Source organism: Polaromonas sp. AER18D-145 (assembly GCF_002379095.1).
Taxonomy (GTDB): Bacteria; Pseudomonadota; Gammaproteobacteria; order Burkholderiales; family Burkholderiaceae_C; genus Polaromonas.
Genome location: NZ_NBZV01000023.1, coordinates 34,402 through 58,392, shown reverse-complemented (window position 1 = coordinate 58,392; position 23,991 = coordinate 34,402). Strand labels below are relative to the sequence as shown.

Annotated in this window: 28 protein-coding genes and 1 pseudogene; 11 read left to right on the top strand and 18 right to left on the bottom strand. The window is 58.7% G+C overall.

All coding sequences use genetic code 11. From position 1 onward, the window contains the following. Positions 1-24 precede the first annotated feature (24 nt). The gene (locus B7G52_RS23640) at positions 25-174 is read left to right on the top strand and encodes a hypothetical protein (RefSeq protein ID WP_170954760.1); all 150 of its coding nucleotides are present in this window, start codon (positions 25-27) and stop codon (positions 172-174) included. Further along, positions 113-439 (top strand): annotated as a pseudogene (locus B7G52_RS24115) (DUF4158 domain-containing protein); the annotation flags it as partial. The gene B7G52_RS23640 and the pseudogene B7G52_RS24115, both read left to right, overlap by 62 nt. A gap of 29 nt (positions 440-468) precedes the next feature. Here the strand turns inward: B7G52_RS24115 and B7G52_RS24110 are convergent. Together B7G52_RS24110 and B7G52_RS12885 are read right to left on the bottom strand one after the other, a co-directional pair. After that, positions 469-699, bottom strand: a complete 231-nt coding sequence (locus B7G52_RS24110) for a hypothetical protein (RefSeq protein ID WP_240523444.1) — start codon at positions 697-699, stop codon at positions 469-471. A gap of 64 nt (positions 700-763) precedes the next feature. Next, positions 764-1,507: an IclR family transcriptional regulator gene (locus tag B7G52_RS12885; protein WP_096697989.1), complete on the bottom strand. Its 744-nt coding sequence runs from the start codon at positions 1,505-1,507 to the stop codon at positions 764-766. A gap of 148 nt (positions 1,508-1,655) precedes the next feature. Between B7G52_RS12885 and B7G52_RS12880 the strand changes: the two genes are divergently transcribed. From B7G52_RS12880 to B7G52_RS12850, 7 genes are all read left to right on the top strand, one after another. Then, positions 1,656-2,930, top strand: a complete 1,275-nt coding sequence (locus B7G52_RS12880; RefSeq protein ID WP_096697988.1) for an aromatic ring-hydroxylating dioxygenase subunit alpha — start codon at positions 1,656-1,658, stop codon at positions 2,928-2,930. A gap of 39 nt (positions 2,931-2,969) precedes the next feature. Next, positions 2,970-3,947 (top strand): tripartite tricarboxylate transporter substrate binding protein, encoded by a 978-nt coding sequence (locus B7G52_RS12875; RefSeq protein WP_096697974.1) that lies wholly within the window; start codon positions 2,970-2,972, stop codon positions 3,945-3,947. Positions 3,948-3,954: 7 nt separating this feature from the next. Beyond that, the gene (locus B7G52_RS12870; RefSeq protein WP_096697973.1) at positions 3,955-4,734 is read left to right on the top strand and encodes an SDR family NAD(P)-dependent oxidoreductase; all 780 of its coding nucleotides are present in this window, start codon (positions 3,955-3,957) and stop codon (positions 4,732-4,734) included. Between the two features lie 50 nt (positions 4,735-4,784). Further along, positions 4,785-5,765: a PDR/VanB family oxidoreductase gene (locus B7G52_RS12865; protein ID WP_096697972.1), complete on the top strand. Its 981-nt coding sequence runs from the start codon at positions 4,785-4,787 to the stop codon at positions 5,763-5,765. Between the two features lie 344 nt (positions 5,766-6,109). Beyond that, a complete protein-coding gene (locus tag B7G52_RS12860) occupies positions 6,110-6,334 on the top strand; it encodes a hypothetical protein (protein ID WP_096697971.1) in 225 nt (74 codons plus the stop codon). 117 nt (positions 6,335-6,451) lie between these two features. Then, positions 6,452-6,895, top strand: a complete 444-nt coding sequence (locus tag B7G52_RS12855) for a DNA-binding transcriptional regulator (protein WP_096697970.1) — start codon at positions 6,452-6,454, stop codon at positions 6,893-6,895. 283 nt (positions 6,896-7,178) lie between these two features. Next, the gene (locus B7G52_RS12850) at positions 7,179-7,433 is read left to right on the top strand and encodes a hypothetical protein (protein ID WP_141397461.1); all 255 of its coding nucleotides are present in this window, start codon (positions 7,179-7,181) and stop codon (positions 7,431-7,433) included. 550 nt (positions 7,434-7,983) lie between these two features. Here B7G52_RS12850 and B7G52_RS12845 read toward each other — a convergent pair. Next, complete coding sequence (locus B7G52_RS12845) at positions 7,984-8,364, bottom strand: hypothetical protein (RefSeq protein WP_141397460.1); 381 nt, start codon at positions 8,362-8,364, stop codon at positions 7,984-7,986. A gap of 101 nt (positions 8,365-8,465) precedes the next feature. After that, entirely contained in the window at positions 8,466-8,768 is a 303-nt protein-coding gene (locus B7G52_RS12840; protein ID WP_096697967.1) for a hypothetical protein, read from the bottom strand. A gap of 1,123 nt (positions 8,769-9,891) precedes the next feature. On the opposite strand from B7G52_RS12840, the gene B7G52_RS12835 reads away from it, so the two are divergent. Then, positions 9,892-10,125, top strand: coding sequence for a hypothetical protein (locus B7G52_RS12835; protein WP_096697966.1), 234 nt, complete (start codon positions 9,892-9,894; stop codon positions 10,123-10,125). Positions 10,126-10,180: 55 nt separating this feature from the next. Here B7G52_RS12835 and B7G52_RS12830 read toward each other — a convergent pair whose 3' ends face one another. Further along, positions 10,181-11,212, bottom strand: a complete 1,032-nt coding sequence (locus tag B7G52_RS12830; RefSeq protein WP_205853059.1) for a phosphoadenosine phosphosulfate reductase family protein — start codon at positions 11,210-11,212, stop codon at positions 10,181-10,183. Next, a complete protein-coding gene (locus B7G52_RS23365; RefSeq protein ID WP_141397459.1) occupies positions 11,202-11,498 on the bottom strand; it encodes a hypothetical protein in 297 nt (98 codons plus the stop codon). Before B7G52_RS23365 ends, B7G52_RS12830 begins: the two co-directional genes overlap by 11 nt. A gap of 232 nt (positions 11,499-11,730) precedes the next feature. On the opposite strand from B7G52_RS23365, the gene B7G52_RS23360 reads away from it, so the two are divergent. Next, entirely contained in the window at positions 11,731-12,078 is a 348-nt protein-coding gene (locus B7G52_RS23360) for a hypothetical protein (RefSeq protein WP_141397458.1), read from the top strand. A gap of 70 nt (positions 12,079-12,148) precedes the next feature. Here the strand turns inward: B7G52_RS23360 and B7G52_RS12820 are convergent, their stop codons facing one another. From B7G52_RS12820 to B7G52_RS12765, 12 genes are all read right to left on the bottom strand, one after another. Beyond that, positions 12,149-12,742 (bottom strand): hypothetical protein, encoded by a 594-nt coding sequence (locus tag B7G52_RS12820; RefSeq protein WP_096697963.1) that lies wholly within the window; start codon positions 12,740-12,742, stop codon positions 12,149-12,151. Between the two features lie 82 nt (positions 12,743-12,824). Next, complete coding sequence (locus B7G52_RS12815) at positions 12,825-14,813, bottom strand: hypothetical protein (protein WP_096697962.1); 1,989 nt, start codon at positions 14,811-14,813, stop codon at positions 12,825-12,827. A gap of 241 nt (positions 14,814-15,054) precedes the next feature. Further along, the gene (locus B7G52_RS12810) at positions 15,055-15,834 is read right to left on the bottom strand and encodes a hypothetical protein (protein WP_096697961.1); all 780 of its coding nucleotides are present in this window, start codon (positions 15,832-15,834) and stop codon (positions 15,055-15,057) included. Between the two features lie 115 nt (positions 15,835-15,949). Next, positions 15,950-16,300 (bottom strand): hypothetical protein, encoded by a 351-nt coding sequence (locus B7G52_RS12805; RefSeq protein WP_096697960.1) that lies wholly within the window; start codon positions 16,298-16,300, stop codon positions 15,950-15,952. A gap of 176 nt (positions 16,301-16,476) precedes the next feature. After that, entirely contained in the window at positions 16,477-16,776 is a 300-nt protein-coding gene (locus B7G52_RS12800) for a hypothetical protein (RefSeq protein WP_096697987.1), read from the bottom strand. Positions 16,777-17,040: 264 nt separating this feature from the next. Continuing rightward, the gene (locus B7G52_RS12795; RefSeq protein ID WP_096670653.1) at positions 17,041-17,238 is read right to left on the bottom strand and encodes a hypothetical protein; all 198 of its coding nucleotides are present in this window, start codon (positions 17,236-17,238) and stop codon (positions 17,041-17,043) included. 38 nt (positions 17,239-17,276) lie between these two features. Beyond that, positions 17,277-17,684, bottom strand: coding sequence for a polymer-forming cytoskeletal protein (locus tag B7G52_RS12790; protein WP_170954763.1), 408 nt, complete (start codon positions 17,682-17,684; stop codon positions 17,277-17,279). A 29-nt stretch (positions 17,685-17,713) separates the two neighbouring features. Continuing rightward, the gene (locus tag B7G52_RS12785) at positions 17,714-18,259 is read right to left on the bottom strand and encodes a polymer-forming cytoskeletal protein (RefSeq protein ID WP_096697958.1); all 546 of its coding nucleotides are present in this window, start codon (positions 18,257-18,259) and stop codon (positions 17,714-17,716) included. 9 nt (positions 18,260-18,268) lie between these two features. Beyond that, the gene (locus B7G52_RS12780; protein ID WP_096697957.1) at positions 18,269-19,720 is read right to left on the bottom strand and encodes a DUF1173 family protein; all 1,452 of its coding nucleotides are present in this window, start codon (positions 19,718-19,720) and stop codon (positions 18,269-18,271) included. A gap of 158 nt (positions 19,721-19,878) precedes the next feature. After that, complete coding sequence (dinG, locus tag B7G52_RS12775) at positions 19,879-22,011, bottom strand: ATP-dependent DNA helicase DinG (protein WP_170954762.1); 2,133 nt, start codon at positions 22,009-22,011, stop codon at positions 19,879-19,881. Between the two features lie 35 nt (positions 22,012-22,046). Then, complete coding sequence (locus tag B7G52_RS12770; RefSeq protein ID WP_096697986.1) at positions 22,047-22,973, bottom strand: DNA/RNA non-specific endonuclease; 927 nt, start codon at positions 22,971-22,973, stop codon at positions 22,047-22,049. A gap of 184 nt (positions 22,974-23,157) precedes the next feature. After that, positions 23,158-23,844, bottom strand: coding sequence for a hypothetical protein (locus B7G52_RS12765; RefSeq protein WP_096697955.1), 687 nt, complete (start codon positions 23,842-23,844; stop codon positions 23,158-23,160). Positions 23,845-23,991: the final 147 nt, after the last annotated feature.

The window sequence follows — 23,991 nt, the reverse complement described above, 5'->3', positions numbered from 1 at the left end:
GAGGCGGCCGCCACGCCAGCCAAAATGAACACCATCAGCACGGCGACTCTGAGCCAGCGACCGGCAAACGCCGCAGCCTTCGAACAAACCGCATCCACCATGTTCACCATGGATGCGATCCTCACGCGCAAGCCGGATCAACTCAAGATGCCACGGCCAGACGCATACTGTTGACAGCCTACCGGTTCGCCTCTCTGAGTTTGATGTTCAGCAATATTTCCGGCTTTCTGCTGCGGACGTCGCCGCCATAAACGAGCGATTTCGAGCGGATCGTCGCACTGCCGTAGCAGTGCTGCTCGTCTTCCTGAGGGCTTGCGGCCGTCCCCTCGACCGGTTTTCAGCGCTGCCAAAGATGTTGCTTGTACATGTGGGCGAAGCACTTGGCGTCCAGCCACCTACGATTGCGACGCTGCGCTCCCTCTACACACGGCGCCAAACGCTGTATGAGCATCAACTTTGGCTTAAGGACTACCTGGGTCTAAGGACATTGACCAGGCCGGTAGCGATCTCCTCGTCAGCTATCTCAGCGCCCAGGCCAACGAGGTCAACTCTGTCGATGAACTGGTCACTGCCGCCAACCATTGGCTTTATGAAAAAAAGTTGCTCATCCCCGGGGACCGGCAGGTCCGAGATCTTGCCCGCCAATGCCATGCCGGCGTCGATGCGGCCATTCTGAAGGCCAAACCTCAAAGTGTTCAAGTTATTATTTCTAGCTTCCTAAGGGCTAAATTACTCGGCCTTTACTCCGGAACTGCCAACAACCTTACAACCCAAACGTTTTCGATAGCTCGCTGGACTCCTCTAGCAAGAGGGCAACAATTTTTTCTATTCTGGATTCGTCTACGCGAGCACTAGGGCCGTAAACCACGAGCGATCCCATTACCTTCGAACCTCCCGTGAAAAACGGCGCGGCCACTGCAACGGCGCCTTGGATCAGTTCGTCTTTGCTGACGGCGTAGCCAACTGACTGGATGCGCGTCAACTCTTGGCGATAGGCCTGCCGATCCTGATCGGTCACCAATTCAGCCAGGTAGTGCTCAGCATCCGGAGAGAACGCCAAAACCACTTTCCCACTTGCACCCAAGGTGATCCTTTCGCGATGCCCGACTCCGCGCTTGAAGCTCAGTGGATGAGCACTGGGTAGCTCCGCTACGCAGATCCGATCGCGGCCCTGCTGTACCAGCAGGGCAACCGTCTCGCCGGTCTTCTCCCATAGTCGATGCATCATGGGCTGGGCCAATGTGGCCATGTCCAGCCCTGAGGTCCAGACATGCGCCAGATGGGCGACCGCAGGGCCTAGTTGAAATTGTTGAGGCTCGCCGGACGAGGCGACGAATCCCCTCAATTCCAGAGTTCGCAGCAGGCGATATAGCGTCGGACGGCTCAGATCGACTCGTTTGAGCACTTCGCTCGCCGTAAGGCCTCGATCTCCTGCCTTGAAGGCCAGCAAGATGTCTAGCGCTCGGTCAACCGCCCGGACGCCCTCTCCACCTTTTTCTGTTGTCACGCTCAATCCCCTAAGAAACAAGATGGTCGGATTGTACTGATTTGTCCACCACGTGGACAAATAAATCAATTATTGATCTATGTCAAACAAATGCCATATAATGGACATGCGTCTCACCAGACGTACAAATCATAGAAGGAGATAAATGATGAACAAGGAAATGTCGGAAACCCTTACTCGCGTTCGCTCGAGTACGCCCATGGGTCAACTGATGCGCCGTTACTGGGTGCCAGCCCTGATGTCCACGGAAATCGCGGCTCCAGACGGCCCGCAAGTGCGAGTGCAGTTACTCGGTGAAAAATTGCTGGCGTTTCGCAACTCAGACGGCAAAGCGTGCTTGATCAATGAGTTCTGCTCGCACCGCGGGGTGTCTTTGTATTTCGGTCGCAATGAAGAAAATGGCATCCGCTGTGCGTATCACGGTGTCAAGTTCGACGGAGACGGCAAGTGCGTCGACGTTCCGTCTTCCCCGCAGGCCTGTGCCCGCATGCACATCAAGTCCTACCCTTGCATCGAGCGCGGCGGTATCGTTTGGACCTACATGGGGCCGGCCGATAAGCAACCTGCACCGCCCGAGTTGGAGTGGTGCACCCTGCCCGAAAGCCACGTTTTTGTATCCAAGCGCCTGCAGCATTCAAACTACCTTCAGGCAATGGAGGGCGGCATTGACACCGCTCACGTTTCCTATGTACACAGCTTCGAAGTCGATACCGATCCGATGCACCAAGGCTGCAAAGCGCTGGACTACATCAAAGCCGACGGCAATGTCGTATTCGAGATAGAAAAGACACCATTCGGTCTGAGCCTGTTTGGCCGACGCAACGGTGAATCTGACTCCTACTACTGGCGAGTGACGCAATATCTGTTTCCCTGGTTCACCCTGATTGCCCCGTTCGGCGAACATGCCCTGGGTGGTCACGTCTGGGTGCCCATCGATGACCACAGCTGCTGGGCGTGGAGCATCAATTGGCATCCGAACAGGCCGCTTTCGACTGAAGAGCTTGAAGCCATGCAGGCCGGGAAGGGCATACACGTCGAGTATGAGGCCCCGGGCAGTTTTACTCCCAAGGCCAACCGCGATAACGACTACGGGATGGACCGGGTCGCGCAGCAGGAAAAACGCGCCTACAGCGGCATTTTTGGCTTCTCCGCGCAGGACTACTCGCTGCAGGAAAGTATGGGGACGATACAGAACCATGAAGCCGAGCATTTATTGCCGACCGACAAAGCCATCGTGATGGCACGGCGTATGTTGCACGAGGCTGCGCTAGGCCTGGAGCAAGGGATTGAACCACCGGCACTAGACGCCAGCCAACAGCGTGTCCGTCCTGCGGGCGTACTGCTGCCAAAGGGCGAAGACCCCGTCGAGTGGGCGAAGGACAACCTGGCTGAAAGTATCAACAAGCCGGTCTACAGCCTCTAAATACACAATACACAACATTTCAAAAGTCAGGAGACAAACATGCAATTCTTCAAAAAAATACGCTGGGCCGCGCTTCTCGTTCCAGCCTTGGCGCTGAGCGTTACCGTGTACGCACAGGAATGGGCGCCCACCAAGCCGGTGCGCATCGTCGTGCCCATCACCGGCAGCACCAACGATGTCCTCGCCCGTCTTTTGGCGCCCAAGCTGCAGGAGGCACTGGGTCAGCCCTTCGTGGTCGAGAACAGGCCCGGTGCCGGGGGCAACATCGGTGCCTATGAGGTTGTCCGCTCTGCCCCCGACGGTCACACGCTGCTGGTGGGCTACAACGGCCCCTTAGCCATCAATGTCTCGCTGTTCGATAAGATGCCCTACGACCCCGTGAAGGACTTGGCCCCTATCACCCTGGCGGTCAAGTCGTCGCAATACTTGGTGGTCAACCCCGCGACCGAAATCCGCGACGTAAAGGACTTCATTGCCAAGGCTAAGGCCAATCCCACCAAATACTCCTACGGTTCGGTGGCTCTAGGCAGTGCCTCACACCTGACGATGGAAATGATGAAGTCGGCGGCTGGCTTTCACATGACCCACATTCCCTACCGGGGGGCTGGGCCCGCGGTCAGCGACTTGATTGCAGGGAACATACAGGCCGGCTTCTTCGTTCCAGGCAATGTTCAAGGTTTCGTCAAGGACGGTCGCCTCAAGCTGATCGCCACAACCGGCCAGGCGCGCTTTCCCAGCACGCCCGATATCCCGACACTGAGTGAGTCCGGGTTGAAGAATTTCGAGGCAACCTCATGGATCGGTTTTCTCGCGCCAGCCGGAACGCCTGCCCCCATCGTCGACCGCTACAACCGTGAGATGGTCAAGATCCTGAAGCAGCCGGACGTCAGCAAGAAGCTGGAGGACATGGAGTTTGAAATCGTTGCGAGCAGCCCCAAGCAGTTCGGGGACTGGATTGGCTCCGAGATTAAGCGCTGGGGCAAGGTCATCAAGGACACCGGGGCCAAGGCCGAGTGATCACATCATGAGCACTCCTAGACTTTCGAACAAGACCGCCCTGATCACGGGCAGTGGTGCAGGAATTGGCGCGGCTACGGCACGCCTATTCTGCCAAGAGGGCGCTGCAGTGATGCTGGTTGATGCAGACGGGCAAGCTCTGGAGCGCACGCGGCAAGCCCTGCAAGAGGAGTTTCCAACCGCTTGGGTGTCGGCCGTGACAGCCGACGTGACAGATGAGCAGGCCGCTCAATCTGCCGTCAATCGTTGCATAACTGAGCGTGGCGGATTGAACATCCTGGTGAATAACGCTGCCATGCGGAACTATTCGGCAGCCGCCGACGCAACGGCGGAGGAGTGGCTGGCCATGGTGAACGTGAACTTGGTGGGCATGTCCCACTACTGTCGCGCCGCCTTGCCGGCCTTGAGACAGTCCAACTCAGGTAGCATCGTGAACGTCTCATCGTGCTACGCGGTAACAGGGCGTCGGGGCATGGCCCTCTACGATGCGACCAAGGCGGCACAGCTAGCGTACACACGGACGCTGGCATTCGAGGAATCCACACACGGGGTCCGTGCGAACGCCGTCTGCCCTGGCGCCACCCTTACCGATTTCCATGTCGGTCGCGCCCAAAACGCCGGAAAGAGCGTCGAGCAGCTCAAGGTCGAACGCAAGGACTCCTCGCTGATCGGTCGCTGGGCCAGCCCTGAAGAAATCGCCTGGCCTATCGTTTGGCTGGTATCGTCCGAAGCGTCGTTCATCACCGGCACCACTCTGATGGTCGATGGCGGTCTTCACATCATGTAAAAGCCCCGGGGTCAGGCGGCGCATGACCCCGCCTTACACGTCACTTGCCCATGTCTTCTCCCAATCTGCAAGCACTCGTCTTTAACCTGAGGTATGAGGCCAAGGGAATTGTTAGTATCGAGTTGCGACCGGCCCGTCCAGATGTCGTATTTCCCGTCACCGAAGCAGGCGCCCACATTGACCTTCATTTGGGCAACGGATTGGTCAGAAGCTATTCGCTGACCAATCCCGGCGACGAGCAGCGGTACGTGATCGCGGTGCTAAACGATAGGAACAGTCGTGGAGGCTCCCGCTATGTGCACGAGCAACTGCGGGTGGGTCAGGTCATAGAAATCTCGGCAGCGCGCAACCATTTCAGGCTCAACGAAACAGCTGAACACAGCGTCCTTCTGGCAGGCGGCATAGGTGTCACGCCCATATATGCCATGCTTCAGCGTCTGCTGGCCCTGGGTCGTTCCGTCGAACTCGTTTACTGCGCTCGCAATCGCGATGAAGCCGCTTATGTCGAGAGCATAGAAGCACTGGCCAAGAACACCCAGGCGGGGAAAGCGCCACTTTCTATTCGGTTGCACTTCGATGACGAGCAGGGTGCAGCCCCAGATCTAAAGCAGTTGCTGGCCGGACGACCACTTGACACGAACTTCTACTGCTGTGGTCCCGGCCCCATGCTTGATGCCTACGAAAAGGCGTGTGAAGCTTTGGGGCAGGTCCATGTGCATCTGGAACGATTTGCTGCCGCGAAGGAGGTACCGCAGGCGGTGGCAGGTACCTACTGCGTCGAATTGAAAAAGTCAGGCAAAACCGTGCAGGTACCACCGGGCGTCAGTCTCTTGGACGTCTTGTTGCAGGCCGGACTAAAGCCAGACTTCAGCTGCCGCGAGGGCGTATGCGGAGCCTGTGAAACCAAGGTTTTATCGGGTGAAGTTGATCACCGCGACCAGATCCTAACCAAGCAGGAGAAGGCGGCCAACAAGTCCATGATGATCTGCGTCTCGGGATGCCGCTCCGGCACCCTCGTGCTCGACGCCTGAGCTATCGTCCGTCGCCTGGTCGATGTCAACTATCCTGACCGGTGGAAGCGGAGAATGAATCGAACTGGTTACGTTGTTGAACGAGCCTTTCTTGCAGGCGGGGCATGTCCCGCCTGGGCGGCACGCCGACGGTAACTTCGGTGATTATTCCCGCTAACTTCGGTGATGCCCAGCACGAAGCCTCACCGCCGGGACCTGGCAAGGGACGCCGCCGCCCAACGCTCAGGCTTTGATCCGAGGGACGATGATCGCGACGTTGAGCGTCCGAGCGGCGAGGTGTAGGGTGACTCAGGAAGTGCGACACGCACCCTTGCGCGAAGCTGTTTGTGGAATATCTTGGAAGCATGAATACCCAAACACATGAAACCACCGGCGCGGCCGCCGCCGCAGTAACCATTCAGCATCGAGATTTCTCCGAGGCGCTGGTCAATGAGCTCAAGGCGATGAAGGCAATCGGGCTGCGGGTGCCGAAGAAGGCAATGACGATGGCCTCTGACCCCGCGACTGTGAGCGCCTATTCGAACATGCGCATCAGCGAAGCCGCCGATCTGTTGATTGACCTCTCATAGGCGGAGCTGGCACAACGCCGACCTTGCGAATAGACAGGGCTGGAACCCGCGGAGGGGCATCCTACAATGGCCAGTCCTTCACTGATGCATAGGCAGCAATGCCGACGCCACCCTGTCATGACTAGCCTAGCTGTTGTTTTAAAAAGTGAAATCACACGGGTTGCCCGGAAAGAAGCCCGCGCCCAAAACTCACAACTGAAAAAGGCATCCTCACAGCACCGGACCGATGTCGCAGCGTTAAAGCGCCGCGTTCTCGAACTAGAAAAGCTCGTGAAAGGCATGGCAAAACGTGGCCCGAAGAGCATAGCGCCTACCGATGTTGATGCAGATGATGGACCAGCGGTCCATCGGTACAGCGCCAAGGGGTTCGCTGCCCAGCGCAAGCGCCTCGGCCTCTCTGCAACGGAGTTGGGCGTTTTGCTTGGCGTCTCCAATCAGTCGGTGTACAAATGGGAAGAGGCCATGACACGGCCCAGGGCCTCCAACATGCCGGCGATTGCCGCTCTGCGACGGATGAGCAAAAAAGAAGCGGCCGAGAAGCTGGCCTCACTGTCGGCATAGGCGCGAACTTGCAGCTGGCTCCAATTGGGCGGGTGGCCTCGGAGCGGATGCTGCAATACGTTGAGGGTGCCCGGCGCAGGTTCATGGGCTTCGATGGGTACAGCGATGCCCATCTCCTGCCGGCGTGGGAGAACTGACCCCAATCGATTGACGGGCAACGCCCGGTGGTTAAACTTCGACCACTTGGCTTTTGCCAGTACGCTGGTCCAGAACCAGCCTTACCTTACCTTGACGGGGACCTCCCGTCAGGGTCGGTTCCCGTCTTTCTACAGAAAGAATGAACGTGAACCAAGTCTTCAAAATCATCGCCGGCGGCAAACAGGTCGGCATCTCCGTCGCTCCAAACAGCGAGGCAGCTCTCGAGTTTGCCCGCAAGGCCCTTACCCGGCGTACGGCTTCGAAATGGGACTCAGAAGCGGACTACCCAGTCCTGACCGCTGAGCCGCTCACGCCTCCAGAGCCGATCACGCAGAACTTCGTGAAGAAGCTGTTGGCGCGAATCTCCACGGTGGCCAATTCGCGCTTCGCGGAGGTCTGACGGGAAATCGAAATCAAAAAAAAGCCCACCCTGCAACGTGTTACAGGGTGGGCTTTTTGCATTGAAATCGCTAATCTTCCAGATGACATCAGTCAGCGGTACCGGCAGCCGACTCCTGGATGTCGAAGATCTTCCGGCCGGCCGCGGTGGGATCGAGCGAGTTCACGACCGTGATACCCGCGTCATCCTTGGTGATCAAACCCAGCGTGTAGGTTCCGTTGGACGGAACACGCACTTCCTGAGCATAAGGACTTGAGGGAATCGAACCCGTCCAAGCATCGCCAGTGGCATGTTTTGTAGGACCCAATCAGCATTTGATAGCTAAAGATACCCCTTTCGGGGATCGCCTGCGTCAGGGCGATGCATCGCTCTTCAAGCCACAGAGTCAATGCATCGCAGGAGGTGAAGGCCACATGGGGGTGTGCCTGCGCTTGTACTGTGAACCAGTGTCCAGCGCGCCTATTCAGCTGCTCGTTCAGCGAGACAAGCACAAGTTGGGAGTGGTGTTTTGTGCAGCAGCGACTCGTATCTGCTTGCAGCATCTTCATGTTCAGGCACCACCTGCCGTCAGTTCCCTGAAGGCTTTGTGAATCGCACCACGGAGCGTGCGGTCCTTAGGCACGCCATGACGGTCCAGTGTTTCCTTGAGCGTCAGGAACGCCGTGAGGTTGCGCTTGGCTTCCTGCAGGCGTTGCTGCAGCACTGGGGAGGTTTTGAGCAGCAAGTCTGCCGGCATGTCACCGTCGAGGATCATCAACGATGCTGCCTCGGAGGTTTCTGCGACCGCCTCGAGGTACGCGATACCCTCCGGTTGGGTAGTAAAGCGATGTGAAACATGCTGGCCTTCAGCAAAAATCACAATCGTATTTTCGATGCTGCTGCTGTCCGGCGCCACCACAGGGGGGACAGTTCCGGGATCAATTTTTGTCATTTGCATTCACTTTTCGTAAGTGTCATGCGGGGCGCCCATGCAGGCGGGCCCGCATGGGTTTGGTTTGGATCCGCGTGAGCCTGGGCGATGCCCTGGCGCAGTTAGGCTTCGGTTGGCGTCATGCCCACTTCAGGGAGGCATTCAACGAGGGCGTCGCCCTGCAAGGTGAAGGCAACGATGCCGTCTTCGCTCAGCGCTTCCGTCTTGTTCCGGAGCATGTAGCTCTGAACGAGCGCGCTTTGCCCTGGCATGAGCGGAACCTGAATTCCGCCCGGCTTGAGGAAACGACCCAACAGACTGGCATCGTCGCTTGGGCGCGGGATGTCCTGAATGACCGGCAACAGTTCGAGCTTGCGCTTTTTCGCGGTGTGGACCGTGATGGGAACGGTGAGGTGGATTTGCATGAATTTCCTGGTGATGGTGGAAATTCATGTCCCGCGGGACTTGAATTCCCGAGGGTTATTGAGGACGTGCTAGAAAAGGTTTCTGCACGCGGATTCGCAAGGTTGCGAAAGCAGTGGAATTTTGCCATGCGGCCGTTACCGCCGCAAACGATGGTGGCCTGCCGCGCCGGCTGGGATCTCCATGCGCTTTGCTCATAAGCATTTGCTTCAACGCGCGGGTATTGGCCCGTTGAACGTCAAGGGCACCGCGCCGGTGGGCCTGATCCTTTGCAATCGCCCACAGTTCGCGTAAACTAAAAGCTTGTTTGATGCTTGCATCACTCGCGTGCCTTGTGTACGCCTTACTTAGGATTTTCAGCTTGCTGACTTTCCGACATCGCTAACCCGATGGATTTGCAGCTGAACACTACGGTGTTTGGCAACGGCTTCTCGACGCTTTGGTCATCTTTAGGTTCACACCTTGAGGGACTCTCCAAAACGCCGTGCCGAGAAATCGGCAGTCATGACGCTCCTTGCGGGCTGGGCGAGTCCTCCTTTTTGCGCTTTTCAACAAGAGTTCAAAAAGGGCGACTTGCCCAGATTCCAGATAGGAGAGTTCCATGACTGCAACAGGTGTGAATCAAACTCGCGGCGTCTCGGCGTCTGCGAATGCAGGTGTATCGAAGGGTGACCTCGTGTGGCTCCGTGCCATGCGGAACTCTCCGGTGAGTCAAACGCCGCTCTACCAGCGTGCGAAAGCAAGGGCGCAAGCCTCTGGTCTCAATCTCGCGGTAGCTTCAGGCTAGTGTCGAAATCTGCATTTACACAGGAAACGGGGGTCCCCAATAAAGGACCTCCGTTTTTTTTGTCCGTTTTCTCTTCTCCCCTCCTCCATTGCGTTACGTCTTCACCACCCATGCCAACACCTTCCATTGCCACTATGGCGGCCGCGCGCCGTGCGCCGGCGGATCTGCCGGGCACCTTTGATCTGAATTCGGGTCGATACCGCCTATGCTCCGGCCCATGCAAGTCCACCAGGCCTGAGACGGGCGGGGTAGAGACATCAGCAGGCCGGTGGCGCTGCGCGGCGTGCTGGACGACCTTCGCTGCTCACCTACGAATCAAATGGCGCTGAGGCCGTGCAATGGCCTGGAAAGTACATGAAATTGTCGAGGCGAACTTCCGGGGCAAGCCGCATCGCTTTCTGGAGTTCGAAAGCGACACCACAGACGAGCTCGATGGCCTGGTGGCCCGTTCTGTCGAAAAGGGCTGGGCCGAGTATGTGACCGGGGCCCGGGTTGGTGCCAGTCAGGTGCAGGTTGTCATCATGTTCAAGCCTCGCGACGTGCAACACACCGCCCTCTCCCCTGGCGAATAGCCAAAAAAAAGCGCGCGTCCGAAGACTGCGCGCTTTTTCCAATCAATTTCCCATTTCAGGTAGGTCCACAGGACTCACCGAAGGCACCAGGTGGAAGGATCCATGGATCCACGAACACCGGCGCGTTGAACTCGCGGCTATTTGCCACCTCGACCCAGAACGGATCGCACTCAAAAGGCGTGCCGGCATCGGCCTGTGCCACAACGCTCATCTTCCGGTGAATCGTGACCTTGAACTCACGCTCATAGGCGGCGATTGTGTTGAATTGTTGAGGTGCAATCTCCCGGAGAGTGGCCCACTGGTTTCGCCCGGAAAATATACATGCCCTGCAGCTTGCCCTGGACCAACCTAAGAGATAGGACACATGTGGGTTTACACGATGGGCTTTGATGATGTCCCAGACTTGGTGCTCCGTCCACGCGTGTACTGGGCGCCAGTGATCGACGTGTCGCTTTACCTTCGTGCCATTGCGGTTGTCGGTGCGATGAGGCTCGAATTGCTTGTAGTTTGCTCGAGAGCGACTTTCCTGCGCCCTCTCACCAGTGACTACCAACGTCTTCCCGTCGAGGAACATTTCTTCGTTGTTAAGGTAGCGATCAAAAACGTCTATTTTCCCAGCCGAGGAACACCAACGCGATTGTAAAGAGGCTGAAACCTGCGGAAACTTTCGCCTGGTGCCCAATGGGCCGTTGCCACCCAGAACACGGTTCACACCGGTCGAAGTTGGAATGGAGACAGGTGCAGTTGCAGAGTCCTGTCGTAGCATTTCCCTCTCGATTCCTCCAACCCTGTAGCTGTAGTTAATCGGAATGCCGAACGCCTTGGCGATCGCTTCACAGTACGCCTCGGTCACAGGCCAGTCCATCAGCGTGCTTTCCCGGCCATCGACCAGGTTGTGATGAAGGCTAAGCTTGCTGCGATCAACCCCTTGGTCGATCAAATGCAGCAGGCACGCCAGAGAATCCTTGCCGCCTGAAAATGCGACGATGACCCTGTCATATTCATCCAAGATGGGGGATGCACTGGCCGTGAGGCCAGTGCTGATCTGCTCTTGGAAGCCAAGATGCAGGCCACTTTCAATGCCCACAGTAGCCCCGCACTTTGCGTTTCGGAACTTGTGGAGCATTCACGACCACATCGCACGCGATCAGCGCATCCACGATTCGCTTTTGGGTCTGAGTCAGCGTTTCAACGACCGAGCTCACGGTCTTTTGCGGATCCTGCAGCAGTTCAACAGCCTCCCCCTGGAGTTTGAAGACATGCGCAGTACGCCCGAATACTGACGGGCGCCTCGTGGCCTTGATGCCGAAGTTCATCAGTTGCGCCACCCAGTTCGTGGGCGCGCAGGATGACGATTTCATAGTGATTTGCATGGGTCCTCCAAAAAAAAGAGGACCATGCCCCGCTGGGATGATCCCCAGTGGGTTGGTAAAGGCGCACGAAACGGTTTGTCTGTGCGCGAAGTCGCAAAAATGCGAAAACAGTGCAATTTTATGGCGGCTTTCGCGCGTGCACAACAGATTGGAGTCGGACCTCATTGACAGTGCATTCACTGGTGATAATCTGATATTCAGACCTCCGAAGTGGAGGGATCAGGAGAGCGAGATGATGTTGGTTGATGGTCGAATTCGGATGTCGGACCAGGAATGGCAGGCTTTTCAGCGCATGAACTGGGCACCTTGGCGCCCGCGCACGCCGGCTGAATTTAATGCGATCTGCGAACTGGCGAAGGTCCGGCACGAGATCGAAAATACAGACGGGATGGGTGGCGTGTATGCGTTGGCCACTGAGAAGATGAAGTTCGGTCCGAACAACGAAGTCAATTTCCCGGAGGACAAGAGACGTCTCGCAGCCATGAAGACGACAGGAACCTGGCTTAATGATGAGCAGCTGGCCGCCTTCGAAGCCGCTGCGCCTGCCGGCCCAGGTTTGACCCTCGTTCCTTCAAGGTAGGATTCAAAGCCAAAAAAAAGCCCCCGGAGCGCTCGCGAGAGCGCTCCGGGGGGGTTTATATTTGTCAGTCTTAAAGTTGCACCACTAAGAAGTCATCGAAGACCTCCGAGCCGGCCTTCCGGATGGCAGTCTCCACGCTTTGCGCATCCGGCGGTTGTCGATACCACAAGTGAATCTCGAAATCGTCGCCGCCTTCTTCCGGGTGGATCCATGCGCTGACGAGATACGTAAATCCTGCCTTCTTCTTCCGCGCACGCAGCTGGAGCGCAGCTGCAAGGGCCTTTTGCCTGCCTCTTGCAAATTCAGCGTTGAGCTTTTTCATGAAGCATGCTTCACACTTGCCTTCGCGGTTTGTGTCACATGCTTCGGGATCGAACGCGGGCTTGCCACAGCAGCTGCAGCTCACGGTCTTCGCTTTGTCGAAAAGTCGTTCCAGATCAGCCGACGTTGCGGATTCAAATGGTGTCGATTTGTCGAGTATGTAAGCGCCGCCGCCGTCCATGGTGATCGCCACCTGCAAGCCGTAGCCGCGATACATCCAGGAGCAAGGCGAGACCTGCAGCGTCAATTTCACGCCTTCAATCTCGCGCTCTAACTTGACGAAGCGCAGCGAGGGCCTCCGCCGTGGCGGCGACGCGGCGCCTTCAGTTTCACTAGTTGTCATTCAATTTTTCCTGTGTTGATGAAACTGCCCCCCAGCGCGCAGCTGGAGGGCATTCCTGGCCAGAAAGGCCGTTATGGGGACTTCAGGACGTGGAGCCTTGAATCCGTGTCTCGTTCGACGAGTCCGCCGTGAGGCCGGCACCAGGTACCAGCGAGCCGGCAGCAGTCAGAAATGCCTTTTTGAGATCCTCTGGTGATCCGCCGGCAGTGGTGGCCAAAAGGTTGGCCAGCGCCAGCCAGAATTCCGGGGCGTTCAGGTCGACGATCTCCATCTGCGGCGAGACATTCTGGACGGATGGTTTCGACCCATGAGCCGCCCCATAGACCAATGCCATCTGCCCGAGGTTGTGGTTGCCGAGTGACATTCGGACGTCCGGAAGCGCCGCCGCGAGCTGGTCTGCCAGGCTTGCGCCCTTGAGTCCCGCGACAATTGAGCGCCACGATTTCCGTGCATCGTCCTCCCATTCTTCGCGGTAGACCTCATGTTCGTCGCGGTAGCTGGACAGCAAGGTTCCCGGGAAGTCCCAGGAGGCCCCCGACTCCGTCACAAAGCAGTTGAACTGAGTGACTTCGCCTGAGCTGTCGTGACCCACTTCTTCCAGGATCCAGCCTCTGTCGACGGCCGTCGCAATTTCAAAGCTCGGGTCTGTGGTGGACGTGACGAGCACCTGCGCTGATTTCACCAGGTATACATCAACGCCGTTGCCATCGAAGTCCGTCGAATCGCTCGCGATGATCCCCGAGTGGGTGATTGCCACCTTGAAGTCGACCGCCGATGGCGTAGCTTCAAAGATCCAGTGTCCTTTATCGAGGCCGCTGGTATCGACCTCGACCACATTTTCGAGCTGCATGACCCGCCAAAGCGCGCCGGCCTGCTCACCTTCAGAGTTGCCGAGGTAGGACGGCACGTCGCGCCACACCTTGACCTCGCCGCTCAGGATCTGCTGCCGGGTGATGAATTGCGTTTCGCGGGGCAAAGATCCCAAACGACTTCCACTTCCCGCCGCAAGGGTTTCGATTGTCGAAATGATTTCCCTGGGAAGCAGCGGAATGTCATTGAGCAGGGTAGGCGCATCGTGCCGAAGGCACGCGGTCCAGTACTTCGCGACAAACGCCTCTGACGGCAGCGCAGCCTTTTGTTCAACCAGGAACTGCTGCACGAGAGTACGCAACGTGATCCGCAGCTCTTCGAGCTGGTCGGCCGCGTTGTACAGGGACTTACGGTCCGGCATGATCGCGGCGAAGCGCTGGCTGTCGAGATGCACAACTGTCTGGGCATAGTTTTCATTCTTGACCTGGATAGGCAGGCCCTGGAGATACAAGGCCCTGCCGGTTACCACGTCAAGGACTTCGCCTCGCACGTTCTGGTCGTGGTCGCGAGCCGTGATGTGCGAAATGTGAACGTGACCAACTGGCGTGAGAACACTTTGGAGGTTCTCGAGGGCGTGCGGTCGGGGGACCGAGACACCATTGAATTGGACATCGATGGGGAAACCCATCGCCAGCTCGATGATGCATGCCTCCATGCGGGAGCTCGCGTTGGCCGTTGAGCGACCGAAATGAGGCCCGACACTTTTCCCAAGGAGGTCCTTGGTGAGGCCTTCAAGCTGGAGGACGGTTCCGAGGCGCACGGGATCGTCGTCGATCACTGCCACGAGCTGGCGCTTGTTGACGATGTCGTCCAGGCTGGTTTGCAGCTTCAATCCGTTGGAACGGAATGTTGCCCGTGAGCAGGCGAAGTGCAACGAGAAGAGGCCCATGCCGTACGGAGAATCCGCCAGCGTGACCTTCTCATCCCAGCCGCTGTCGCACAGCGCGAGCAATTTGCCGAAATCGCTGATGCCGCATCCGTCATCGATGACTTCCAGCGTTTTCGCCTCTGGATCAAAGTTGAACAGGATCTGCGTTGCGCCGGATCGCCTGGCGTTCTGCATCAACTCACCGACCAGCGAAAAGCTGGTGGCAAAAAGGTGCTTCATCGTAGAGAAGAGCTTCTTCTCGTTCACGCCGGCGACGACGCTCTGCTCGGGGATCTGAGCGGGGGCGGTTGCGAGGGTGGTAGTTGTTGTCATGTGAGGTTTCCAAAAAAAATGGGAACCACACATCCCATCGGGAAGGTTGGTTCCCGATGGGTGAAGGCCGCAAGGGCCGAAAAGTATGAGGCTGGCACGGAGGTCAGCGGAACTGGTATGCACCAATAACGGGGTGAATCCTACACCTGGCGGGGGTTGGCCGCAAACGGTGGCGGCCTGTTTCCCCTGCCGCGCGGGCAAAAAAAACCGCCTGCCTGAAGTGGCAAGCGGTTTTCAATTTTTAGTCAACGATCCCGGACAGAACGTCTTTTGCTGTCGGGAGGTTCGATGCCATGGTTTCGGCCCAGGCTTCGAAAGTTTCAGTCGTCGATCCTTGCTTGCTGGCCTTTGCCCAGTCCTTTTCGGTGAAGGAGCTTTTCGCTTGTACCCGGGTCATGAAGGCAGACTGCATGGTCGAAACGACGCGGACCAGTTCCGTGCCCAGCCCCTTTTCAATCGAGGCGAGCATCGTGTTGTTCACCAGCACCTCGTCGCCCTGATAGAAGAGCCAGTAGGGGGCCCCGTCGAGCGCAAGACGGGTGATCGGAGTCCTGCCGGCCGTAAGCTCCCCGATGACATACGCCGTCAAGGGATCTGCTCCTCCCTCCAGGTCATTTCCAGAGAAGGCGTCCACAAACGGGTCGATGCCGCGAGGCACGTCGAGCATGTAGATGCCGTCACGGTCGCCATTTACGGCCCGGTGGACGCGTGCGGCTTCAAGCCGCAAATCCTCCGAGTCAAAGGGCCCAATGATGTAAGGCGACACGTCGCCGTCCATGATCAGCAGCCGGCGCGCGCTGCCATTTTCATGGTCAAACGCTTTGCCCTGGGTGTAGTTTCCGGTGCGGAGTGCTTCCAGCACGTCCGGGCTCGGTTCGGCGCTTGCGCCGGCAACCTTGCCGTCGATGATCATGCCCTTCGTGGCGGCGATCAATTGCTCGAGCTCATTCTTGACGAAGGATTCGATTTCAATTTCGGAGTCCGATGCCAGCAAAAGCTGGACGGTGATGATTTTTGCCATGTTTTATCCTTGGTTTTCGCCCGCCCAATCGCCGTTTGGCATGTGAGGGAGGGTCTGGTTCTGGTAGGTCGGGCCTGCGGGTCGAAGGGCTGCTGCGCGAGCAGCCCGAGGTCGACTAGCGGGCTTGAAACGTTGTCGCGCCCGACTTGTGGAGTGCGATTAAATTGGCAGCGACGGCAGTTTGGATTTCTGTGTAGAGGACAGGCTGGATCATGTCGATCGCAGCGTAGATCGCTTTCCAGGTTTGCCTTCGAGTGCGCTTGATCACCCAGTAGGTAACGCGCCACTGATAGGTGTTGGCGTCCCATTTGATGCGGCTTGGTGCATCGTGGCCGAACTCGACCGTGGGTAGAGCCTGTAGGGCTCCGTCGATCAGCTCGACACGCCGTTTAAGCAGGCTGAGCAGCTCGCGCGGGCGTGCATCGTGAAGTCGTGAGTCAACGTACTGCGTGAAAGTGATGGCCATGCTCAGGGAGCCATCCAGGGGAATTTCTTGGGATTCATGTCGTTTTGAGTTGGTAAACGATGAACGGCACCCTTCCCTCGACGGGAACGTGTTGCCCGGTCAAGGTGAACTAGGGAATGCAGAAACGAAAAAGGGTTGAGCCGCCGAAGCGACTCAACCCGATTTCTTGTTTACTTTCAGTGGAATGTGCGCACGCGATGGAACAGAGCAGGAACCTGCTTGCGATCGCCATACAAAAACACTTCAAGTTTCTCACGCACCCAGCCAGAAATGGAGGGTGAATTGAGAGCTTGCACCAGCACCGCACGGTGACCGGCATCCATGACGGCATCGAGCAGTGCTTGCACTGCAACGGGGCCACCGCTTTTTGCAGCACTGTTGAGAGTGCTACCGGCTTCTTCGCTCATCGACTGCAAAACGTAACCGATGTGGTCGCAAAAACCTGCGTACTTTGATTCATAGACTTGGCTCAACATGTTCATCTCCATTAAAGGGAAAAACGGGAGAACCAAGCAATGTCCCCAAAGGGAACGCGTGGTTCCCGTAAGGGGTGGATAAATGCTGACAGTTGTCAGCGGATTCGGAAAATCCGAAAGCGATCTAATTTAAGCAGAGGGGGTTGGCACTGTCAACAGAGAGCGACCAGTTTGGCCCGGATCAGGAGAGCTTCTGCTTGAAATTTCCTGAATCCCGGGGTGTGGCTGCTTTGGTCCCGGTGCTTATGAGTCCGTGCCGGGCGATCAACGCAAACGGCGAATGAGTCCAATGGCAGCGACCACCGCCGCGGCGAAGCACGTGCCGGCAGTAAGGCCGTCAGTTTTGCCATAGCCGACCTGCATCGCAAGCAGGAGAAAGGCCACCGTGAGGACTATGGAAAGGCCAACCTTGCTCCTGAGCGCGAAGGAGGCCACCAGAAGAATAATCACGACGATCAGCACGGGTGAACCTTCTTTCGGCTACGTCTGGTCCGAAGTTTTCAGAGCTGAGCGTCAGGGCCGTTCATTTGGCCCGTCAGGCGAGCGCCTGGGTGAATGTCGAGGTGCTTGTCGTAGCGCACGCTTCCGTGGACGATCGAGGTGGCCGCCAGCTCGACGGCCTGCCGTGCGTGCAAGTCGTCTTTGACGGTGCCTTCCACGTAGATGAAGTCGGCAACCAGCATGTCGGTGACGACTACAGCGCCTACGCTGATATGGACCGTGCCGCCGACTTTCATGTCGATCTTGCCGGTGTAGTTGCCGTCGATGCGGATGCAGAGGTCAGAGGTGGCCTCAAGCGAGCCGTTCATCGTTGCCGCCGCCGGCAGGACGTTGACGGCGCCCGCGACCTTCCCTGGTGGGACCAAGCGCATGCGGACGGCGTTCTGTTCTTGTGGGGTGTTCATCATTTCGAGCATTCCTTTGTGGTGGGTTGGGATCAGGCGGCCGCTTTTGCCTTCTTCATGGACGCCTCAACGTCAGCGCCCTCCTCGATTGCCAGGCGGGTGTAGCGGACCTCTCCCGTGCAGGTCGCTTTTGGGCCGAAGCTCGCGAGGCCTCCGCTGGCTTCAATGACCCCGTCGGCCTTCCCTTCGATGCGGATGTTTGTCGCGTGTGACTCGCCGCTCAGCACGCCAGCTACTTCGACGGTGATGCTGAAGCCTTCGGCGGCGGTCACCTTGCCTTCAAACTCTCCCTGAATGCGCATGTTGCAAGGAAGGTCTGCAGTCCCTTTGAACTTCATGCCAGTTGGGATCACGCACTCATGGGCCAGACGAGCAGCTGCAGGCGCGAGGGAGTCGTCGGTGCCGAACTGGCGCGCGGGTTGGGGCACACGGAGGAAGGACGTGTCGGCACGAGCTGCTGCCGCTGCGGCGAGCACGCGTAGTGGGCCGGCTCCATCGGCGGCCATTTCAGGCTGGGCCTGCTCAGGTTGGACTGCTGCGTCTAGTGGCGAAGTTTGGGCGTGCGTTTCATCATTCATGGGACTCTCCTATTGGGGGGTATGGCTCTGTTGACCCGAGCCGTAGGCATAGAAAACGTCGAGGTGGACCCGTATCCGGCCGAGGATTGCATTCGCCTTCGCCTGGTCCCCGTCATCCAACGGCGGAAGGGGCGGGACGCACCGGTCGATCTGCTTTCCTGCCGGCGTCCAGGCCCAGCGCGGCACGCCCTGCCCGGCCAGCGCATCTGCCAGGGCCGAGCGGGCTCCCACATATTCCGGCGCCGCGCCCTTTGGCAAGATCTCCAGGGCGGCGCGCGGCACGGGCCGGCCATAGGGATCAAGGACGTGACGCAGGATCCAGTCAGGAGCTGTGCGCAGGCTGGCCTGTTCGGCGAAGAGGTTCCGGCTGAACTGGTAATGGCCGTGGATCAGCGCATCGATCAGAAGATTTTCGTCCGTGTTGTTGGCAGGGATGAACACCGAGGGGTGAGTCGGCATGATCCACGCCGCGCGGGCCCACAAGCCCCCGCGCGAAGTCGTCTCAACGTGGAGGAACGCGATGGTTTCTGGCTGCCGAACATCGACCCATCCTGCAGGGCGCGGCGCTGCCAGCTCGCTTGCCTGTAGGACGCGCCGAAGCGGCGTGCGGCAGTTGCGATTGAGGAAGTCAAAAACAGCAGCATTGATCCCAATAGGCTTGTGCAAATGGCGCACATGCAGGGCTTTGGATCCACCTTCAAGGTCAGTGATCCGGCGCAGCGGCGCGATCAGCAGCCCACTCTTGACCTGGCCACCGCTAGGGACCGCCAAAGCGGCCACAAATCGCTCCAACTCGCGGTTGAGCTCGTCCCTTGCGTTTTCCCGGTACGGCCGGGGAATGAACATGTGCCGGCTCAGGGGCTCACCCTGGACGGTGATCCGGTCAGACGCCTGGGCCAGTTCATAGCGAGCACGACCCCAGTCACGATTCCACTTCGGGTGCCAACGATTCAGACTGGCTTCCGCCCACAACAAATTCAAAAGCGTACGGAGGTTCAACTCCTCCGGCTGGTCGGCCCGCTCGCCCGGTTGCTCGACCCTGGGCAGCTGGTTACCAGAGGCACCCGGATAGTTTGTTCGGAAAAAGCTGAAGCTCAGTTCAACCCCTTTCGTCCCGTCGGCGATCTGCAGCCCTCCACGGGTCTCGACAGGGGCAATCGCCTGGCCAATGTCTCTGAAAAAGATGCAGTTGGAGTCATGCAGGTGCCCCTCCTCCGGCCAGACGGCAAGGTGGTACTTCCCCTCCCGTAGCCTGACCTGCAACTTCAGAGGGCTGCGGCGGCACTTGCAAAGAGCGTGGCCATAGCGTTTGCGTGCGTCATCCAGCGCGTGCTGGAAGGCGAGGATTTGGGAGGGGTTGCCGAGTCGGGCGAGATCGAAGAACTCACCGGCAATGAGGATGCCAATGAATCTGCCCTGCGCGGACTTGTCGGTGAGGTGTGAAAGTGTGGCAGTGGCCACGGCAAAACTCCGGTGAAGTCACAGGCCCATTGTGTGGCCGGGTTCTCGCATTCAGCGCTCTTCTACACGCCATTTCTGCCCTGTTGAGCATCTTTCGCCCTGTCCAGGGGGCCTGTCACTTGCCTGCCGCAGGCCCTGCGCATCGCGCGCGCAGTGAGCTAGCCCCGGGGAGACTCTTCGCCATTGGCGCGCATGATCACCTGAAACGGAGGCATGCCGCTGAGAAGCCGTCTCCCGTAGCCCGTGTCCACCAGGCGTTTGTCATAGCAGATGACCGTGCCGGTGTCTTCCTCGGTGCGAATGAGTCGGCCGACCCACTGGTTGAGCTTGACCCCCGTCGCCGGTACGGACAATTCGTTGAACGAATCGCGCCCCTGGGTGGTCAGCCATTCGGCGCGGGCTTGCCCGATGGCATCAGTGGGTGGCTGGAACGGGAGCTTTGCGAGCATGAGGGTCTCGCAATAGGCTCCAGCGAGGTCGACGCCCTGCCCAAAGGATTGCAGGCCCAGGATGAGGGAGGGCTCGCCGGCGTCCACCCGTCGTTTGTGCTCCCTGATAAGCGCCGAACGGGACATGCTGCCCTGAACCAGTACCCTGGCCGCCAGCGATTCCGGCATGCTCTCGTGGGTTTGTTGCATGTGCTTCTTTGAAGTGAAGAGCGCCAGTGCGCCGGATTTCACATCTGCCGCGTCCACCAGGAATTCGCCGATGACCTCGCGGTTGTATTCCGCAATGTCGCGTGCTGAACTTTTGGTCCGGACCACAACAAGGCGCCCCTGGCGTTTGAAGTCAAACGGGCTTTCCACAGAAAGAGTGGTCACGTCCGGATCATCCCTGAGGCCGATTTCATTGAGGAGGAAATCAAAGGAGCCGCAGCTGGTCAATGTCGCGGATGTAATGAGGGCTGACCGAACCTGGCTCCAGAAGACCTTGGCGAGGTGCTTGCCGGGGTTGAGGGGGCTTGCATGGGCCTTGACAGTGACATAACCCGTTTCGTCACTGAATGAGAGCCATTTTGCGTTGGGTTCTTCCGCATGCTCGAGCAGAAGAGTTGCGGCCTGCAGGGCGCCATCCAGGCGCGGAGCGAACGCCCCCAAGGCTGAATACATCGTTGTCAGGCGTGCAGCGTCACCGGGGGACTCCTTCAACAGGGTGTTGAGGGTATCGGCCAACCCGGTCATGTGTTTCGCAAGGGCGTTGGCGGTCGCCTGGACATTGAGCAGCGGTTGCTCAAGGTAGTCAGGAATGGCTCCATGCTCGAAGCGGACCGTATCCTGACCTGCGGGCCGGTCGACAGGGAAGAGTCCCATGCCGATCGCCTGCAGCTCGTTGAGCGCCCGCTTTACGCTGCGTGTGAGCTCTATTGCTTCCGCCGTGCTGTCATAGCGAATCGCGGTTCCAACTTTCTGGACGCGTTGCGCGAGCTGGTCGAGCCAGCGGAGGTTGGTGAGGTCCATTTCTGCGGTGAATTGACCGCTGGCTACCTCGGCCAGGGCATGGCCTTCATCAACTATGAGGAGCGTGTCGCTCAAGTCCGGCAGCACTTTGGTACCCAAGGAGGCCAGCAGCAGCGCATGGTTCGCGACGATCACATCCACATCGGCAAGGCGCTTGCGCGCCTCGTAGTACGTGCAGCCCGAGAACATCGGGCAGCGCCGGCCGGTGCAGGTATGACGATCGGCGGCAACTGTTTCCCATTTCAGGCCGGCCCCTGCGATTCCGACCGTATCCTTCTCACCGTCCCACTTGCCGCTGGCCAGGTCCCTCGCAAGTTCGCGATGCAGGACGATCGCGCTCTCGCTCGCGGCGGTGGGGGAGCCGGGGTCCTTTGATGGATCTTGCTCCGGTTCGTCGTCGAAAAGTCCATGCAGGTCGCCGCCCTTCCCGCTTGTTGAGCGCTCAAGTTTGACCTTGCAAACGTAGTTGCTTCGTCCCTTGGCGAGCATGAAGGTGAACGGCTTGTCCATCAGCGCGGAAAAGCGCGGCAGGTCCTTCTCGACCAGCTGCTGCTGCAGGGTTATCGTTGCCGTCGAGATAATCACCCGCGTTTTCCGCTGGATGGCCGCTGCGATGGCCGGGACGCTGGCCGCAAGGCTCTTGCCGACCCCCGTGCCCGCCTGGATGACCGCGATTGAGCGTGTCGGGGCTTCTGACTCGCCGAGGGTGCCCGAGGCGAAGGTCTTGGCGACCTGCCGCGCCATGTCGCGTTGCCCCGGCCGCGACTTGAACACAGGGTCGCCCCCGAGTACTGTCTCGTAGGCCTCAAAGGCGATTTTTGCGGTCGGGTTCATCTGATCAGCTTGGCATGGAAAGGCCGCTGCGCAAGTCAGGGCTGGGGCTTTATCCCGGGGAGGTACTCGATTCCGGTGAGTTCCACCAGTTCGGTGTAACTGATCGGTGGATACACACGGGTTTGGCTTGTATTCTCGCTCCAGTGCGCCCATGCACGATTGGTGCTGGCGTCGTACACGAGCTTGAAAATGTGGGTGGGCACGGCCACACCGGAGCCAATCGTGCAGGCCACCGCGTCATATCGGTATGGAACCCGGGCGCCTGCAAGGCGGGCGGCCGCAGCTACAATAGCCTGCGGATTTGTCGGCACAGCAATGCCGGCACCGGCCAGCACTTCCTTGGCTTCCTTCACGAACGGGCAGTGGTTGCGCAGGTAGGCTGGGCCGGTGATGACATACACGTTGCCCTTCGCGCGCAGTGCGTATTGGCGTGTGGCCTTTTCGATGGTGACCCATGCCTTGGCGTTATTCACCTGGTTTTGCGGGATGATGTTCGCAAGGCTGAAGCTTTGGGCCATCGCCTCAGCGTTGTTCATGTCAGCGGCAGCTGAAAGGTGATCCCGAGCATAGGTGCTCCCTCGAAAGTCGTTCAGTGACGCCCGATCGCGGGAGGGAATCCGCGCCTCTTCGTAGAAGGCGTCTGTGCGCTGCAGGTTCCGTGCATCCTGAATGCGCTGGCGCGAGAGAACTTCGGCCGAATAGACGGGATTTTTGGTCTTGCCAGAGTGAAGCACGGCAAATCCGTTGAAACACAAGGCCCGTGCGCGGGGATCGGGGCTGGCGATGGCCGGGGGCTCGCCGTAGGCAAACTGATCCCTGCAGTTGCCGAAATGGCCGGTGTCCTGGACGTTTCGGGTGATGGCTGGTCGAGGGCGCGGGGTGTCTGTGAAGGCCTGGGTGACATCGTGGGCTGAAACGCCCAACATGGGCGCCACAAGCATGGCCAGTTTGATAAGGGACATGGGACTCTCCGTAAAAATTGGCAGATATATCTGCACGGTTTATCTTCTCACTGTCCGGTGCGCTGTCAACCGCGCAAGGTGCCGCGCGGGGAAGAATAGCTGAGGCTGGATCGGCTAACGCCACGCAGCGAAGGGGCGGAGATCAATCTTCGGACGGCGCGCAGCGCGCGGCTGCACGACCGGCCTACTTGGTGCCTGACCGGCCTCGTGGCTTGCGCTTGTTCAGAACAAGATGGAGGTCAAAGATTGACGAAAGTGCTACGCCGCCGAGAAGGGTCGATATTTCGCCTTCGTGGGGGGAATGCTGTGAACCGTCGCCTCCGCCGATCCGCTCTATCCAGTAGGCCTCGTTGCCCTTGCCTTCCTCTTCCTCCTGCAGGTACTCGTTGTGGATCCATGAAAGGTTCCCCATACGCCCTCCGAGGCTCAGGAATCTGGCATGCCAGGCCCTGCGCATCCAGGTCATGCCCTCGCGGGTCAGGTGTGCGGCCGTGCGCCTGCCGATGGGCGTCTCGCCGTCCTCCGCATCCCGATCAACGTCTGCCGGCAGATCTGGTGGCTGATCACTGGCGAGGACGAACAAAGTGACGGCACCGATCTTGACCAGCCCGCGCAGTGCTCTGCGAACGTATTTTTTCTTTGTGGTTTTGTGCGCCCCGCCTAGAACCCGGGCGACCAGCTCTTCAAAGGAGATCCCGCCCGACTTCAAGTAGGCCCAGGTGAGGACGGTTGTGCGTTCGAGCGCGGCACTCTGCGCGGGAACAACGTGCATCAACTCGCACAAGTTCGGCTGCAGTGGATACCAATGGGGCGATGCAGGCGCCTTGGCGGCGGCGGCTATCTCGTCAAGTGGGATTGCCTCGGCGTCCATTGGGATGGAGAGAGACGGAGCCGTGTCCGCGGAGGCAGCAATGACCGAATGTGAGTGCACTCAGCCATTGTCTGGATGAAGATGCGCGTTCTGTCCTGCTCAACAGTGCAAATCCTATGCGTTGAGCGCAAGCGCTGGAGGTTATGA